The organism is Microbacterium murale, from assembly GCF_030815955.1.
GTDB lineage: Bacteria > Actinomycetota > Actinomycetes > Actinomycetales > Microbacteriaceae > Microbacterium > Microbacterium murale_A.
Genome location: NZ_JAUSXK010000001.1, coordinates 3778986 through 3795477, shown reverse-complemented (window position 1 = coordinate 3795477; position 16492 = coordinate 3778986). Strand labels below are relative to the sequence as shown.

The window sequence follows — 16492 nt, the reverse complement described above, 5'->3', positions numbered from 1 at the left end:
GTGTCCGACCGCGAATCGCGACTTCGGGTCGTGATCGTCGGGTTCGGCCCGGTCGGCGCCCGGCTGTGCGAAGAGCTGCTTCCTGCGATGAAGAAAGGCCTCATCGATCTCACTGTCATCGGCGCGGAGAAGGAGGCCCCGTACAACAGGGTTCGAGTGGCGGAGATGACGGTCGGTCGAACGGATGCCGCGAGCATCACCCTGCACGACCCGCAGGCGAGCATGAACGCCGGCGTGCACGTGCATCTGGATACCAGGGTCACCGATATCGATCGGCTGAGCAGGCAGGTGGAGCTGTCGACCGGAGAGAGCGTGTCGTACGACCGGCTCGTGCTCGCGACCGGTGCTCGTGCGAACGTGCCCACGCTCACCGGCATCGATCGGCCGGCCTTCGATCTGTCGTCGTTGTCCAGAGCGGGATCCGGTGCGATCGGTGCCGACCCGGCGCTGCCGGCCGGCGTCACAGTGCTGCGTGATCTTGCCGACGCGGAGCGCGTACGTGCGGCCGTAGACGAGCGGTCGCGGATCATCGTGCTCGGGGCCGGGGTCCTCGGCCTCGAGTTCGCGCTGCTCGCTGCGAAGGCCGGCGCTGAGGTCGGCGTCGTGCACCACGGCCCCACGCCCATGCCGCGCAGCCTCGATCGAGGATCCGGCACTGTGCTCTCGCGCGCGCTGCGCGCGAGCGGTGTGGCGGTGTACGCGCATAGCAGGGCCGAGGCGGTCGCATTCCACACGGACGGCGACGGCGTGCGCACATTCGACGCGCTGGTCACGGCTGACGGCAACTACGTTCGAGGAGACCTGCTGGTGCTGTCGTGCGGCGTCGGTGCGCGAGCGGAACTGGCGACGCTGGCGGGGCTGCGCACCGCTGCCGGGATCGTCGTGGACGAGAATTTCCGTTCGTGGACCGACGAGCACATCTACGCGATCGGCGACTGCGCCCACGTGGTGGAGCGAACGGATGACACGGCCGCGCTGACGCGCCTGCCTGGTGCGCCATCAGGGCTCATCGGTCCAGGATGGCGACAAGCCGACTGGCTGGGCCATCGGCTCACAGCGGACGCCGCAGGCGAGGCGATCCCCATGGCGGCACCAGTCGAGAGAGACACCGTCGTCATGCTGAAGGCCGACGAGATCGATGTGGTGGCGGTGGGCGATGTCGATGTGGACGTCTGGGATTCCCCACCGCCCGGCGAGCCGATGCCGCACCGGCACGTCGCCGAGTGGGCCGATCCGCAGCACGGCCGCTACCTCAAAGTGGTGACCAGAGACGGGATCCTCGAAGCCTTCGCCTGCGTCGGGATGCCGCGCACCGGCGCCGAGCTCACGCTCCTGTACGACCGTCGCGGCGAGCTGCCTGCCGATCGTTCTCTGCTGCTGCGATTGGACGGCGCGGATGACGGTGCGATCGCGAGTGCCGACGCCTTCGCCCCGACGGCGACGGTGTGCTGGTGCAACGGCGTCACCGTGCAGCGCATCGAGGAATCGGTCGCCGCCGGCAGCGATACCGTGGCGTGCCTGGGCCGTGACACGCGCGCCGGCACCGGCTGCGGGGGATGCAAGCCTCGTCTTGCCGAACTCATCGACAGGTTCGCGTCGGCCGCGCAGGCAGCGCCGGCATGAACGTCGAGACCCACACCCATTGCCCATACTGCGCGCTGCAATGCGCGATGACTCTCACGCCGAGAGCCGCGGATGCTGCGCTCGACGAACCGACGCTGACAGTCACAGGCCGCTCCTTCCCGACCAACCGCGGCGGCCTGTGCAAGAAGGGCTGGACCTCTTCGACCCTGTTGGATTCCGATGAGCGCATACGCACACCTCTCGTCCGAGACGCTCGCGGCGAACTCGTGGCGACGGAGTGGTCCACCGCGCTCGACCTCCTCGCGCAGCGCATTCGAGACCTTCAGATCGAGTCCGGCCACGACAGCATCGGCGTCTTCGGGGGCGGCGGCCTCACGAACGAGAAGGCCTATCAGCTGGGAAAGTTCGCGCGCATCGCGCTCGGCACATCGCGCATCGACTACAACGGTCGCTTCTGCATGTCGTCCGCAGCAGCGGCGGCGAACCGCGCGTTCGGTATCGACCGGGGTCTGCCGTTCCCGCTGACCGATCTGGATGCAGCGAAGACCGTCCTGATGCTGGGCTCGAACGTCGCAGAGACCATGCCTCCGTTTCTGTCGCACCTCGCCGGTGTCCGAGAGGCTGGCGGCCTCATCGTCGTCGATCCGCGCCGCAGCGCGACGGCACGGCTGACCGAAGACGGGCAGGGGCTGCACGTGGCACCTGCGCCGGGGACCGACCTTGAGCTGCTGCTCGGTCTCACGCACATCGTGATCTCGGAGCGGATGTACGACGCGAAGGGGGTAGAGGAGCACACCATCGGATTCGATGACCTGCGCCGCAGCGTGGCTGCATGGTGGCCGGCCCGTGTGCAGCAGGTGACGGGCGTACCCGTGCACGCGTTGCGCGATGTGGCGCGGCGTCTCTCGTCAGGGGCGGAGACGTTCATCCTCACCGGCCGCGGCGTCGAACAGCACGCCAACGGCACCGACACTGCGACAGCGGCCATCAACCTCGCTCTCATCCTCGGACTGCCCACCCGGCCCGGCAGCGGCTACGGAACGCTCACCGGGCAGGGAAACGGTCAGGGCGGTCGTGAGCACGGCCAGAAGAGCGACCAACTACCCGGCTACCGCAAGATCACCGACCCTGCTGCACGCGCTCACGTCGCCGATGTGTGGGGCGTGAACGCCGACGACATCCCCGGTCCCGGTCTGCCTGCCGTTCAGCTGCTCGCCTCCATCGACGAGCCGGACGGGATCCGAGCCCTGCTGGTGCACGGTTCGAACCCGGTCATCTCGGCGCCGGATGCGGGTGCAGTGCGAAGACGGCTCGGCCGGTTGCAACTTCTCGTCGTCTGCGACTTCTTCCTCTCCGAGACCGCGGCGATGGCCGACATCGTGCTTCCGGTGACGCAGTGGGCTGAGGAGGAGGGCACCATGACGAACCTGGAAGGGCGAGTGCTCCGGCGCAGGCGCGCGACGGCGCCGCCTGACGGAGTACGCAGTGAACTGTGGATCTTCTCCGAGCTGGCTCGTCGGCTGAACGCGCCTGGTCGTTTCGACGTCGATCCCGCACTCGTGTTCGACGAACTGGCGCGAGCCTCTGCGGGCGGCATCGCGGACTATTCCGGGCTCAGTCATGCTCTGCTGGACGACGGTCGGGAGGCCTACTGGCCGTACCCGAGCGGAAGCATCGGCACACCGCGTCCGCTGCTCGACGGGTACCGGCATCCCGATGGCCGAGCCCGCATCGTGGCGGTATCGGTCACTGCGCGACCAGAGAACGTCGCGACCGGCGACGAACTGACACTCGTCACCGGTCGGTTGCTGGAGCACTATCAGTCCGGTGCGCAGACTCGACGGGTGCCGGAACTGATGGCCGCGCGGAGTGTGATGGAAGCGACGATGCATCCATCGACGGCTGCCGACCGAGGGCTCCGCGATGGTGACCCTGCCGTGCTCGAGAACAGCCGCGGCACCGTCATGGCGACGGTCGCGACCAGCACGACCATCCGGCCGGATACCGTGTTCCTGCCCTTTCACTTTCCCGGCGAACACAGTGCGAACCTGCTGACGATCGATGCCACCGACCCTGTGTCGGCGATGCCGGAGTTCAAGACCGCGATCGTGCGCGTGCGTGCCGCTGCGGCTCGCTGACGCCATCGGTGCGATCGTTTCGCCCGGCCCGGCCTCGGCGTGCGCTCAGAGGGCCCCGGGTAGAATCGTGAGGTCAATCTCAGAAGGAGCGCAATGCGGATCACGGGGCTCGGTCACGCCGGCATGTTCATCGAAACGGTCGGCGGAAACATCATCTGCGACCCGGTGCTCGGTCCGTCGTTCTATGGTTCCTGGTTCCCGTTCCCCGACAACCGGGGTCTCGACTGGGAGAAGTATGGGCGGGAAGCGGATTTCCTGTACATCTCGCACCGCCACCGCGATCACTTCGATCCGACACTGCTGCAGCGCTACATCCGCAAGGACATCGAGGTGCTGCTGCCGGACTATCCGATCGACGACCTCGAGAAGGACATCCGCGCGCTCGGCTATGACAACATCACCTACGCACCGGCAGGTGAAGTGATTCAGCGCGGTGAGCTGAAGATCATGATCACCCCGCTGCGCGCTCCCAGTGACGGCCCGATCGGCGACTCATCGCTCAGCGTCGACGATGGCACGGCATCCGTGCTCAACCAGAACGACTCGCATCCGCTCGACCTCGAGAGGCTCTTGAGCTTCGGCAAGCCGGATGCGTACTTCACGCAGACGTCCGGCGCGATCTGGTGGCCGATGGTCTACGACCTGCCGCAGGATGCGAAGCAGAACTTCGCCCGTCTGAAGCGCGACGCGCAGAACAAGCGCGCGATGTTCTACATCGAGAAGGTCGACGCTCCGCATGTGTTCCCGATGGCAGGGCCGCCGATGTTCCTGCGCGACGACCTGTTCAAGTACAACGGCTTCGGTCTCGACGACGACTCGATCTTCACGGATCAGAAGCAGTTCCTCGCGCACCTCGAGGAAAAGGCGCCGCAGTACGACGGGCAGCTGTTCGTGCCCGGCACCGTGGTCGAGCTGGATCACACCGACATGGCGATCACGCAGACGCTGTACACGGATGCCGAGATCGCCCACATCTTCGACGAGAAGTGGGAGTACCTCGAGTCGCAGCGCGCCAGTCGCCAGCAGGAGATCCGTGACGAGGAGGCGTCGCGCGCAGAGACCATCCCGCCCGCGGAGATGCTCGAGACACTGAAGGCGTGGTGGGAGCCGCTGCTGAAGAAGTCGCGCACCATCCGCCTCGGCGTCGGCGGTTGCGTGCGGTTCCGCATCGGCGATCTCGACATGGTGGTCGACTTCCCGCGGGCCAAGGTCCGGGAGTACGCGGGGGAGGAGTGCATCTACTGGTACACGATCCCCGCTGATCTGGTCTCCACCAACATCCGCGATCACGAGATCGACTGGTCGAACTCGATCTTCCTCTCGATGCAGTTCCACGTCGGACGCAGCGGCAAGTTCAACGAGTTCCTCACGACGTTCCTCAAGTGCCTCTCGGTCGATCGGATCGAGTACGTGGAGAACTGGTACTCCGAGCAGACCGACCAGACCGAGGACGCCGAGATCGGCGACTGGGTCGTGCAGCGACGCTGCCCGCACCTGCGCGCCGACCTCACAAAGACGGGCAAGGTCGACGAGGACGGCGTGCTGACCTGCAGCATGCACGACTGGAAGTGGGATCTTAAGACCGGGCGCTGCCTGAGCACCACGGGGCATCCGATCCGGGCGAAGAAGGTCGACGACGTCACGGACGACGCCCTGCGCCTGGGAGTCTGAGCGCGGGTGGATCGTGCGCTCCGCTAAGCTGGACCAGCAAGCAACCTTTAACACCGTCCAGAGAGGCGGAGAAGGGAGCGGTGAATGAGCGCACGTACTGTGCTGCATGAAGCCGATATCTCGCGGGCTCTGACCCGTATCGCGCACGAGATCCTCGAATCCAACCGGGGAGCTGAGAACCTCGTCCTGCTGGGCATTCCGACCCGCGGAGTCACTCTCGCCCACCGCCTCGGCACGCTGATCAGCAGCATCGCCCAGACGTCGGTGGCGACCGGTTCTCTGGACGTCACGCTTTTCCGCGACGACCTCGCCAAGCACCCGACCAGGTCTCCGCAGCCCACCGACATCCCCGCCGGAGGGATCGACGGCAAGACGGTCGTGCTCGTCGATGATGTGCTGTTCTCAGGGCGCAGCATCCGCGCCGCTCTCGACGCGATCCAGTCGATCGGGCGACCGTCGACCGTGCGACTGGCGATCCTCGTGGACCGCGGACACCGTGAGCTCCCGATCCGCCCCGACTTCGTCGGCAAGAACATCCCGTCGTCCCGCCAGGAGCGCGTCAACGTGCGCCTGTTCGAGAACGACGGCGCCGAGGCGGTGACGATCGGAGAATGAGACACCTCCTCGACACCCGAACCCTCGATCGAACGAGCGCTCTGCGCATCCTCGACGTCGCTGAGGACATGGCCGACACGCAGTCGCGCGAGAACAAGAAGCTCCCGACCCTGCGCGGCAAGACCGTGGTGAACCTGTTCTTCGAAGATTCCACGCGCACGCGCATCTCCTTCGAGGCCGCCGCCAAGCGCCTCTCGGCCGATGTCATCAACTTCGCCGCGAAGGGATCCAGCGTCTCGAAGGGCGAGAGCCTCAAGGACACCGCGCAGACCCTGCAGGCGATGGGAGCGGATGCCGTCGTCATCCGCCATCACGCCTCCGGAGCGCCGCGCACACTCGCGACGAGCGGCTGGATCACCGCCGGCGTGGTCAACGCAGGTGATGGCACGCACGAGCACCCGACCCAGGCGCTGCTCGACGCCTTCACGATTCGAAAGCGTCGGTTCGGCGCCGGGAGCCGAGGCCGCGACCTCTCCGGCGTCCGCGTCGTGATCGTGGGCGATGTGCTGCACTCGCGGGTCGCACGATCGAACGTCTGGCTGCTCACGACCCTCGGCGCAGAGGTCACGCTGGTCTCGCCGCCGACGCTGGTTCCGCAGAACGTCTCGCAGTGGCCGGTGCGAGTGCTCTACGACCTCGACGAGGCACTCGCCCACGGTCCGGATGCCGTGATGATGCTGCGTATCCAGCTCGAACGGATGAACGCGGCGTATTTCCCGAGTGAGCGGGAGTATTCCCGGCGCTGGGGGTTGGACGCGGTGCGTGCTGCGACGCTTCCGAGCGATAGCATTGTGATGCACCCCGGACCCATGAATCGCGGCCTGGAGATCTCCGCCGAAGCCGCGGACTCGCCGCGCTCGACAGTGCTGGAACAGGTCACCAACGGCGTGTCTGTGCGGATGGCCGTGCTTTACCTGCTGCTGGCGGGAGAACGAGAAGACGAACGAGGAGAAGGCAGTTGATGGATACCCTCGTGATCACCGGGGCACAGCTCCTGGGAACGAAGGCCGCCGACATCGTGGTGGAGAACGGCATCATCGCCGAGATCGGCACCGGCCTCAGCCGTGCCGGCGCCCGTGTCGTCGACGCCGACGGGCTCGTCGCACTTCCCGGCCTCGTCGACCTGCACACGCATCTTCGTGAGCCCGGCTATGAGGCGTCCGAGACGATCCTCACCGGCACGAGGGCCGCCGCGGCCGGTGGCTTCACTGCCGTCTTCGCGATGCCCAACACCTCGCCGGTGGCCGATTCCGCAGGCGTCGTCGAACAGGAGCTCGCCCTCGGCGAGGCTGCCGGGTACGCAACGGTCCAGCCGATCGGCGCCGTGACGGTCGGTCAGAAGGGCGAACGGCTCGCAGAGCTCGGAGCCATGGCGACCTCACGGGCCAAGGTCCGCGTGTTCAGCGACGACGGCTTCTGCGTCTTCGATCCGCTGATCATGCGGCGTGCACTCGAGTACGTGAAGTCTTTCGGTGGCGTCATCGCGCAGCACGCTCAGGATCCGCGCCTCACAGAGGGAGCGCAGATGAACGAGGGGGCGGTGTCGGCGGAGCTCGGCCTCGCCGGTTGGCCGGCCGTCGCCGAAGAGTCGATCATCGCCCGGGATGTGCTCCTCGCCGAGCACGTCGGCTCGCGCCTGCACGTCTGCCACCTGTCCACCGCAGGTTCTGTCGACATCATCCGCTGGGCCAAGAAGCGCGGCATCAACGTCACCGCCGAGGTCACCCCGCACCATCTGCTGCTCACCGATGACCTCGTGCGCGGCTATGACGCGCGATACAAGGTGAATCCGCCTCTTCGTCGCGAAGAAGACGTGCTGGCTGTGCGTGAGGGCCTCGCCGACGGCACGATCGACATCGTCGCCACCGACCACGCCCCGCACCCTAGCGAGAACAAGGCCTGCGAGTGGCAGGCCGCTGCCAACGGCATGGTCGGGCTCGAGAGCGCCCTGCGCGTCGTGCATCAGTCGATGGTGCAGACCGGCCTCATCGGATGGGCCGACGTCGCCCGCGTCATGAGTGCGACACCCGCACGCATCGGCCTGCTCGAGGGCCACGGCACCCCGCTGGAGGCCGGTCAGCCCGCGCAGATCACCCTGTACGACGCTTCCCGCGAGGGTGCTTTCACTGCGGCCGATCTGCACGGTCGTAGCCAGAACTCGCCGTATCTCGGCCGCGATCTCCCCGGTCGCGTCGAATGGACTGTTCACCATGGTCTGGTCACGGTCGAATCCGGCGCTGTCGTCGAAGAGCTCACCGCATGAGCATGCGAGACATCGCGGTCGCCATCACCATCCTGGTGGCGATCCTGATCCTGCTGTCTATGTACCTGGCCTGGCGACGACGGCTGCGTCGAGACGGCGTGCACGTCGCCCCGATGGGTGTACCGGAGCACGCGGAGGTCCTCACCAGGCACGAGGTGCTCTACGTCTCGACGACACGGCACGACCAGCCGCTCGAACGGTTGGCGATCACACCGCTCGCGTACCGGGCCCGCGGTGAGATCGCGGTGACCGACCGCGGGGCTGCGCTCTGCCTCGACGGCGTGCCCACGGTGTTCCTCGCCTCCGCGAAGCTGGTGCAGGTCGACCGCGCCACGGTCACGATCGACCGTGTCGTGGAGCCGAACGGCCTCGTCCGACTCGCATGGAACGTCGCCGACGACATGATCGTCGACTCGTATCTGCGCGTCACCAGCGGCGAACCCCAGAACCTCATCTCAGAACTCCAGCGGCTCATCCCCGCGAAAGACACAGGAGCCGAATCATGACCCTGCCAGATCCCGCCGTTCTCGTCCTCGAGGACGGTACCCGCCACATCGGCCGTGCATACGGCGCTCAGGGGACCACGCTAGGCGAGGTCGTCTTCTCGACCGGCATGAGCGGATACCAGGAGACGCTGACCGATCCGTCCTACGCCGGACAGATCGTGCTGCAGACCGCTCCCCACATCGGCAACACCGGAATGAACGACGAAGACCACGAGTCGCGTCGCATCTGGGTCGCGGGCTACATCGTTCGCGATCCCTCCCGTGTGGTGTCGAACTGGCGCGCGAACGCGTCGCTCGACGAGATCCTGGTCCGTGACGGCATCGTCGGAATCAGCGGCATCGACACGCGGTCGATCACACGCCACATCCGCTCCGCCGGTTCCATGCGCGGCGGCATCTTCTCGGGTGCGGACGCCACGATTGATGCTGATGAGCAGCTGCGACGCGTGCAGCAGGCGCCCGAGATGAGCGGACAGAATCTGTCGGCTCAGGTCTCGGTCGATGTCGCGACGGTCACGATGCCGGTGGGGGAGCGCGTCGGCAATCTCGCCGTGCTCGACCTCGGCGTCAAGCAGGCCACGATCGACAACCTCGCCGCGCGCGGCTTCGAAGTGCATGTGCTGCCGCAGTCGTCGACCATCGACGACATTCGCGCCGTCGATCCGGTTGCGGTGTTCTACTCCAACGGCCCGGGAGACCCCGCGGCGTCGGGCGACCATGTCGCGCTCCTGCGCAGTGTGCTCGACGATGGGCTGCCGTTCTTCGGCATCTGCTTCGGCAACCAGCTGCTCGGGCGGGCACTGGGACTCGGCACGTACAAGCTCCCGTTCGGTCACCGCGGCATCAACCAGCCCGTTCTCGACAAGTCGACCGGCAAGGTCGAGATCACGGCGCACAACCACGGCTTTGCGGTGGACGCGCCGCTGGAGGGCTCCTTCGACAGCCCGAACGGCTACGGCAAGGTCGAGGTCAGCCACATCGGTCTCAACGACAACGTCGTGGAGGGGCTTCGCGCCCTCGACATCCCCGCCTTCTCGGTGCAGTACCACCCCGAGGCCGCCGCCGGCCCGCACGACGCCAACTACCTCTTCGACCGCTTCCGCGACCTGGTCGTCGCGACTGTGAAGGATTCCAAGTAATGCCAAAGCGCGACGACATCAATTCCGTCCTCGTCATCGGATCCGGCCCGATCGTGATCGGCCAGGCCTGCGAGTTCGACTACTCCGGCACCCAGGCCTGCCGCGTGCTGCGCGAGGAGGGCGTCCGCGTCATCCTCGTCAACTCGAACCCGGCCACGATCATGACGGATCCCGACTTCGCAGACGCGACGTACATCGAGCCGATCACCTGGCAGGTCATCGAGACCATCATCGCCAAGGAGAAGCCCGACGCGATCCTTCCGACGCTCGGCGGCCAGACGGCGCTGAACGCCGCGATCGAACTGCACAATCACGGCATCCTGGAGAAGTACGACGTCGAACTGATCGGCGCCAGCTTCGAGGCGATCAACAAGGGTGAGGATCGTCAGATCTTCAAGCAGCTGGTGCTCGACTCCGGCGCAGACGTCGCGGCGAGCCGCATCGCTCATAGCATGGACGAGGTGCTCGCCGCAGCCGACGAGCTGGGCTACCCGCTCGTCGTGCGCCCCAGCTTCACCATGGGCGGTCTCGGATCGGGATTCGCATACGACGAGAAGGACCTCCGCCGCATGGCCGGTGCCGGCCTTCACGACTCGCCGACGAACGAAGTCCTCCTGGAGGAGTCGATCCTCGGCTGGAAGGAGTACGAGCTCGAGCTCATGCGCGACACCGCCGACAACACGGTCGTCGTCTGCTCCATCGAGAACGTCGACCCGGTGGGCGTGCACACGGGGGACTCGATCACAGTCGCCCCGGCGCTGACACTGACCGACCGCGAATACCAGAAGCTGCGTGACATCGGCATCGACATCATCCGCGCCGTCGGCGTCGATACCGGCGGCTGCAACATCCAGTTCGCCATCGATCCCAGCAACGGCCGCATCATCGTGATCGAGATGAACCCGCGCGTCTCGCGCTCGAGCGCACTTGCTTCCAAGGCCACCGGCTTCCCGATCGCGAAGCTCGCCGCGAAGCTCGCGCTCGGTTACCGTCTCGACGAGATCCCGAACGACATCACGGGTGTGACGCCCGCGAGCTTCGAGCCGACGCTCGACTACGTGGTCGTCAAAGTCCCTCGCTTCGCGTTCGAGAAGTTCCCCGCAGCTGACCCAACGCTGACCACCACCATGAAGTCGGTGGGCGAGGCCATGGCGATCGGCCGAAACTACGCCACAGCGCTGCAGAAGGCGCTCCGCTCGCTCGAGAAGCGAGGCTCCAGCTTCCACTGGGGCGACGAGTCGCGCACGGTGGATGAGCTGCTGGAGATCTCGAAGACTCCGACCGATGGCCGCATCGTCGTGCTGCAGCAGGCGCTGCGCAAGGGCGCGACGATCGAGCAGGCGTTCGACGCCACAGCCATCGACCCCTGGTTCCTCGATCAGATCGTGCTCATCAACGAGGTCGCTGAGACCGTCCGCACCGCCGGTCAGTTCGACACCGAGATCATCCGCTACGCGAAGGAGCACGGCTTCTCCGACGTACAGCTCGCGGAGCTCCGCGGCATCAGCGAGGCAGAGGTGCGCAGCATCCGCCACGGTCTCGGCATCCGTCCGGTCTACAAGACGGTCGACACGTGCGCGGGGGAGTTCCCCGCTCTCACGCCGTACCACTATTCGAGCTACGACTTCGAGACCGAGGTCGCGCCATCCGAGCGCACCAAGGTCGTCATCATCGGCTCGGGACCGAACCGCATCGGTCAGGGCGTGGAGTTCGACTACTCGTGCGTGCACGCCTCCTTCGCACTCTCGGATGCCGGCTACGAGACAGTGATGGTCAACTGCAACCCCGAGACGGTCTCGACCGACTACGACACCTCGGATCGGCTGTACTTCGAGCCGCTCACGCTGGAGGACGTTCTCGAGGTGCTCGACGCCGAAGCCGCCAGCGGCACCATTCTCGGCGTGGTGTGCCAGCTCGGCGGCCAGACCCCCCTCGGGCTCGCCAAGGGCATCGAGGCAGCCGGTTACACGGTGCTCGGCACGAGCCCCGAGGCGATCGACATCGCCGAGGAGCGCGAGCTGTTCTCCCAGCTGCTGAACTCCGCCGGACTCATTGCTCCGCGTCATGGCACGGCGATCGACGTGGAGGGCGCCGTCGTCATCGCGGAGGACATCGGCTACCCGGTGCTGGTGCGCCCGAGCTTCGTGCTCGGCGGGCGCGGCATGGAGATCGTGTACGACACGGCGAGCCTGCGCGACTACTTCGTACGCACGGCCGGCGAGGTCATCGTCGGACCCGGAACGCCGCTGCTGGTCGACCGCTTCCTCGACGACGCGATCGAGCTCGACGTCGACGCGCTCTATGACGGGAACGAGCTGTACATCGGCGGCGTCATGGAGCACCTGGAAGAGGCCGGCATCCACTCCGGCGATTCCAGCTGCACGCTGCCGCCGATCTCGCTGGGACGCAGCGACATCGACCGGGTGCGCATCGCGACTCTCGCGATCGCTGAGGGCGTCGGCGTACGAGGACTGCTGAACGTGCAGTTCGCGATCAGCGCCGGTGTGCTGTACGTGATCGAGGCGAACCCTCGGGCCAGCCGCACCGTGCCGTTCGTGTCGAAGGGCACTCGGCATCCCGTTGGCGAAGGCCGCGAGCCGCATCATGGTCGGAGCCACCATCGACGAGCTGAAGGCAGAGGGCCTGCTGCCGAAGTCGGACGGCTCACGGGTGCCCCTCGGCGCTCCTGTGGCCGTCAAGGAGGCCGTGCTGCCGTTCAAGCGGTTCCGTACCAGGGACGGCAAGATCGTCGACTCGGTGCTCGGCCCTGAGATGCGCTCGACCGGTGAGGTCATGGGCATCGACAAGGACTTCCCGACGGCGTTCGCGAAGAGCCAGGCTGCTGCCTACGGCGGCATGCCGACTTCCGGCACGGTCTTCATCTCGGTCGCCGACGCCGACAAGCGCGCCGTCATCCTTCCCGCGCACCGCCTGCAGCAGTTGGGCTTCAACCTGGTCGCGACCGAGGGCACCGCGGAGATCCTGTCGCGCAACGGCATCGCTGTCACCGTGGTGGCGAAGTACAGCGAGACGCAGGAGGACGGCGCTCAGAACATCGTCGACTTGATCAACGATGGGCAGATCGACATCATCGTGAACACGCCTTCGGGTGGCGCTGCGCGCGCGGACGGCTACGAGATCCGTGCTGCCGCGGTTGCCGCTGACAAGGCGCTGTTCACTACGATGGCTGTTCTCGGCGCCGCTGTCAGTGGAATGGATGCCGCCGACGAGGGCTTCGATGTGAGAAGCCTTCAGGAGTATGCGCTCGACCGAGAGGCAGCCCTGTGAGCGAACGTTTCGGGGAGCGGGTGAGGGCGGCGCTCAGCGCCTTCGGCCCGCTCTGCGTCGGCATCGACCCGCACCAGGCGCTCCTGGCCGCATGGGGGCTGCCCGAATCCGCCGCCGGTGTCCGCGAGTTCGGCTTGCGGGCAGTGAATGCCGCTGCGGGACGAGTAGGGATCGTCAAGCCGCAGGTGTCATTCTTCGAGCGCTTCGGCTCCGAGGGATTCGCCGCCCTTGAAGAGGTCCTCGCCGCCGCACGTGCCGCCGACCTCCTCGTGATCGCCGACGCGAAGCGCGGCGACATCGATACGACCATGGACGCGTACGCAGCGGCGTGGCTCTCCGAGGGCTCGCCGCTCGAAGCCGATGCGCTCACGGTGAACCCGTTCCTCGGCGTCGGTTCCTTGGAGACCACGTTCGCACTGGCCGAAGCAGGCGACAAGGGCGTGTTCGTGCTCGCCGCCACCAGCAACCCGGAGGCAGGATCCGTTCAGCGGGCCCGCGCGACGGATGCGCAGACTCTTTCGGCCGCGATCATCGACCAGGTCAGCGCTCGCAACGCCGGCTCCACCCCGGATGGAGAGTGGGCGAGCGTCGGTTTCGTGATCGGTGCGACGGTGGACTGGAGGGATGCCGGCATCGCAGAGTTCGCACCCGCCGCTCCGATCCTCGGCCCCGGATTCGGCGCGCAGGGTGCGGGTCCGGCAGATCTTCTCGCCCGTTTCGGCGCGCACGCGTCGATGGTCGTGGCCGCAGAGAGCCGCAGCATCCTCTCGGCCGGACCCGACGGGCTCGCCGACGCCATCGACGCTCGCGCGGCGGAGTACCGGGAGGCGCTGAATGTCTGATCGCAGCGTTCCCGAAGTCGACCGTGCGGCCGCCGCACGGCGGGCCGTCGAACGACGACGTGCGAGGGCTTCGCTCAAGCGCGACCTGACGATGCGCGTCGTCGCTCCGCAGGCCGTCGCCGCGCAGGCATTCGATGACGCGGACTCCGTCGCCGGTTCCATGCGCATCACCGACTTCCTGCTGGCACTTCCCGCAATCGGCGTCGGCAAGCGCGACCGCATCCTCGTCGACCTCGACATCTCTCCGGTGAAGCGTCTGGGCGGACTCGGCGTGCGCCAGCGCGTCACCCTGCGGCGCTGGCTCGATGAGCGCTTCCCGGTGCAGGGCCCGCGTTCGGGGCGGAGCCGGCTGCTGGTGCTCGCAGGCCCGACGGCCGTCGGCAAGGGGACGGTCGCGGCTCATATCCGCGAGAACCACCCGGAGATCCATCTCTCGGTGTCCGCGACCACCAGGCCGCCGCGCCGGGGTGAGATCGACGGCGTGCACTACTTCTTCGTCGACGACGCGGAGTTCGATCGGATGATCGCCGAGGACGCACTGCTGGAGCATGCCGTCGTGCACAACCGCTCCCGCTACGGCACGCCGCGCGCGCCCATCGACGCCGCTCTCGCGGAAGGCAAGACCGTTCTGCTCGAGATCGACCTTCAGGGCGCCCGCCAGGTCCGAGCCGCTGAACCTTCTGCGACGCTGATCTTCCTCCTGCCTCCTTCGTGGGACGAACTCGTCCATCGATTGGTCGGCCGCGGCACCGAGGACGAAGAGGAACGCACTCGCAGATTGCGCACCGCGAAGGTCGAATTGGCCGCCCAGAGCGAGTTCGATTATCGCATTGTGAACGAGGACGTCGCCACAGCTGCTCGCGAGGTCGTAGAATTGTCTGAGGCGACTGCGCGCTGAGAGTATTCGCGCGCCTGCCGATTCGACTTCGCGACGAACCCGTCGCCTGATCTGGAGGTCCCACCATGGCCGGACACCACACCAAGGGCATCATCGACCCGCCGATCGACAACCTGCTCGACCGCGTCGAGTCGAAGTACGAGCTCGTCATCTACGCGTCCAAGCGTGCACGTCAGATCAACGACTACTACGCCGACCTCCACGAGGGAAACCTGTTCGACAACGTCGGGCCGCTGGTGGACTCGTCCGTCGAGGACAAGCCGCTCACCATCGCGCTCCACGAGATCAACGAGGACAAGCTGCGCCTTCGCCACGCTGAGTGAAGGCAGCTTCCTCGATGAGCGCACTGCGCCTTTTCACGTCTGAGTCCGTCACCGAGGGGCACCCCGACAAGATCTGCGATCAGATCTCGGACAGCATCCTCGACGGTCTGATCGCCCAGGACACCGGTTCGCGCGTCGCTGTCGAGACGCTCGTCACCACCGGCCTCGTGCATGTAGCAGGCGAGATCCGCACCGAGGCGTACGTCGACATCCCCACGATCGTCCGTCAGGTGGTCAACGGGATCGGCTACACCTCGAGCGAGACGGGTTTCGACGGCGACTCGTGCGGCGTCAGCGTCTCGGTGGGGGAGCAGTCCAGCGATATCGCGCACGGCGTCGATCAGGCGCAGGAGCAGCGCGACGGCAGTTCCGTCGACGCGCTCGACAGCCTCGGAGCCGGCGACCAGGGCATCATGTTCGGGTTCGCGACGATCGAGACGCCGGAACTCATGCCGATGGCCGGTCATACGGCGCATCGCATCGCGGAGCGTCTCACCGAGGTGCGCCGATCGGGCGAGCTCGCCTTCCTCCGTCCCGACGGCAAGACGCAGGTCACGCTCGGCTATGAGGGCTTCACTCCCAAGACCATCGATGCGGTCGTGCTCTCGACGCAGCATCACCCTGAGATCTCGCAGGACGAGCTCAAGGAGCAGGTGCGCAGGCTCGTCATCGACCCCGTGCTCGAGGGAACCGGGCTCGAGATGCCGGCCGATGAACGCTATTTCATCAACCCGGCCGGCCCGTTCGTGACCGGCGGGCCGAAAGGCGATGCCGGTCTCACCGGTCGCAAGATCATCATCGACACGTACGGAGGCGCGGCGCGCCACGGCGGTGGTGCCTTCAGCGGCAAGGACCCGTCCAAGGTCGACCGCTCCGGAGCCTACGCGATGCGCTGGGTCGCGAAGAACGCCGTCGCCGCAGGGCTCGCAGAACGCCTGGAAGTGCAGGTCGCGTACGCGATCGGCGTCGCGCGCCCCGTGGGCCTCTATGTCGAGACGTTCGGCACGGGCAAGGTCTCCGACGAGGTGATCACGGCTGCGATCCGTCAGGTGTTCGATCTTCGCCCTCAGGCGATCATCGAGCAGCTCGATCTCCTGCGTCCGATCTATCGTCAGACCGCCGCATACGGCCACTTCGGCCGCGAGCTGCCGGACTTCACCTGGGAGCGCACGGACCGCGCCGACGAGCTCCGCCGCGCTGCCGGACTCTGATGCACGGCCGCGGG

At 66.8% G+C, this 16492-nt stretch carries 12 protein-coding genes and 1 pseudogene; all 13 read left to right on the top strand.

The window, feature by feature from the left end:
* The 13 genes and pseudogenes from QFZ46_RS18350 (at position 1) to metK (ending at position 16478) form a co-directional block, all read left to right on the top strand.
* Entirely contained in the window at positions 1-1623 is a 1623-nt protein-coding gene (locus tag QFZ46_RS18350) for an FAD-dependent oxidoreductase (protein ID WP_307363811.1), read from the top strand.
* A complete protein-coding gene (locus tag QFZ46_RS18345) occupies positions 1620-3722 on the top strand; it encodes a molybdopterin oxidoreductase family protein (RefSeq protein ID WP_307363809.1) in 2103 nt (700 codons plus the stop codon). The genes QFZ46_RS18350 and QFZ46_RS18345 overlap by 4 nt, the downstream gene beginning before the upstream one ends.
* Before the next feature lie 93 nt (positions 3723-3815).
* Entirely contained in the window at positions 3816-5393 is a 1578-nt protein-coding gene (locus QFZ46_RS18340; RefSeq protein WP_307363807.1) for a Rieske 2Fe-2S domain-containing protein, read from the top strand.
* An 84-nt stretch (positions 5394-5477) separates the two neighbouring features.
* On the top strand, positions 5478-6008 hold the full coding sequence (pyrR, locus tag QFZ46_RS18335; RefSeq protein ID WP_307363804.1) for a bifunctional pyr operon transcriptional regulator/uracil phosphoribosyltransferase PyrR: 531 nt from the start codon (positions 5478-5480) through the stop codon (positions 6006-6008).
* Positions 6005-6970 carry an aspartate carbamoyltransferase catalytic subunit gene (locus tag QFZ46_RS18330; RefSeq protein WP_307363802.1) on the top strand — a complete coding sequence of 322 codons (966 nt, stop codon included), beginning with the start codon at positions 6005-6007 and terminating at the stop codon, positions 6968-6970. Before pyrR ends, QFZ46_RS18330 begins: the two co-directional genes overlap by 4 nt.
* The gene (locus QFZ46_RS18325) at positions 6967-8271 is read left to right on the top strand and encodes a dihydroorotase (protein WP_373457658.1); all 1305 of its coding nucleotides are present in this window, start codon (positions 6967-6969) and stop codon (positions 8269-8271) included. The genes QFZ46_RS18330 and QFZ46_RS18325 overlap by 4 nt, the downstream gene beginning before the upstream one ends.
* Positions 8268-8777: a PH-like domain-containing protein gene (locus QFZ46_RS18320; RefSeq protein WP_307363798.1), complete on the top strand. Its 510-nt coding sequence runs from the start codon at positions 8268-8270 to the stop codon at positions 8775-8777. The genes QFZ46_RS18325 and QFZ46_RS18320 overlap by 4 nt, the downstream gene beginning before the upstream one ends.
* Positions 8774-9916, top strand: coding sequence for a glutamine-hydrolyzing carbamoyl-phosphate synthase small subunit (gene carA, locus QFZ46_RS18315; protein ID WP_307363796.1), 1143 nt, complete (start codon positions 8774-8776; stop codon positions 9914-9916). Before QFZ46_RS18320 ends, carA begins: the two co-directional genes overlap by 4 nt.
* Positions 9916-13204, top strand: a pseudogene (carB, locus tag QFZ46_RS18310) (carbamoyl-phosphate synthase large subunit). Before carA ends, carB begins: the two are co-directional and overlap by 1 nt.
* Complete coding sequence (gene pyrF, locus QFZ46_RS18305) at positions 13201-14046, top strand: orotidine-5'-phosphate decarboxylase (RefSeq protein WP_307363794.1); 846 nt, start codon at positions 13201-13203, stop codon at positions 14044-14046. Before carB ends, pyrF begins: the two are co-directional and overlap by 4 nt.
* Positions 14039-14944, top strand: coding sequence for a guanylate kinase (gene gmk, locus QFZ46_RS18300; RefSeq protein WP_307363792.1), 906 nt, complete (start codon positions 14039-14041; stop codon positions 14942-14944). Before pyrF ends, gmk begins: the two co-directional genes overlap by 8 nt.
* 65 nt (positions 14945-15009) lie before the next feature.
* Positions 15010-15267 carry a DNA-directed RNA polymerase subunit omega gene (gene rpoZ, locus QFZ46_RS18295; protein ID WP_033107065.1) on the top strand — a complete coding sequence of 86 codons (258 nt, stop codon included), beginning with the start codon at positions 15010-15012 and terminating at the stop codon, positions 15265-15267.
* Positions 15268-15281: 14 nt separating this feature from the next.
* Positions 15282-16478, top strand: coding sequence for a methionine adenosyltransferase (metK, locus tag QFZ46_RS18290; protein WP_307363786.1), 1197 nt, complete (start codon positions 15282-15284; stop codon positions 16476-16478).
* Positions 16479-16492 lie beyond the last annotated feature (14 nt).

What these genes read in the sequence shown, in the direction of transcription:
- QFZ46_RS18345 (WP_307363809.1), top strand. Translation starts at nt 1,620, where the DNA reads ATGAACGTCGAGACCCACACCCATTGCCCATACTGCGCGCTGCAATGC.
- QFZ46_RS18340 (WP_307363807.1), top strand. Translation starts at nt 3,816, where the DNA reads ATGCGGATCACGGGGCTCGGTCACGCCGGCATGTTCATCGAAACGGTC.
- pyrR (WP_307363804.1), top strand. Translation starts at nt 5,478, where the DNA reads ATGAGCGCACGTACTGTGCTGCATGAAGCCGATATCTCGCGGGCTCTG.
- QFZ46_RS18330 (WP_307363802.1), top strand. Translation starts at nt 6,005, where the DNA reads ATGAGACACCTCCTCGACACCCGAACCCTCGATCGAACGAGCGCTCTG.
- QFZ46_RS18320 (WP_307363798.1), top strand. Translation starts at nt 8,268, where the DNA reads ATGAGCATGCGAGACATCGCGGTCGCCATCACCATCCTGGTGGCGATC.
- carA (WP_307363796.1), top strand. Translation starts at nt 8,774, where the DNA reads ATGACCCTGCCAGATCCCGCCGTTCTCGTCCTCGAGGACGGTACCCGC.
- gmk (WP_307363792.1), top strand. Translation starts at nt 14,039, where the DNA reads ATGTCTGATCGCAGCGTTCCCGAAGTCGACCGTGCGGCCGCCGCACGG.
- rpoZ (WP_033107065.1), top strand. Translation starts at nt 15,010, where the DNA reads ATGGCCGGACACCACACCAAGGGCATCATCGACCCGCCGATCGACAAC.
- metK (WP_307363786.1), top strand. Translation starts at nt 15,282, where the DNA reads ATGAGCGCACTGCGCCTTTTCACGTCTGAGTCCGTCACCGAGGGGCAC.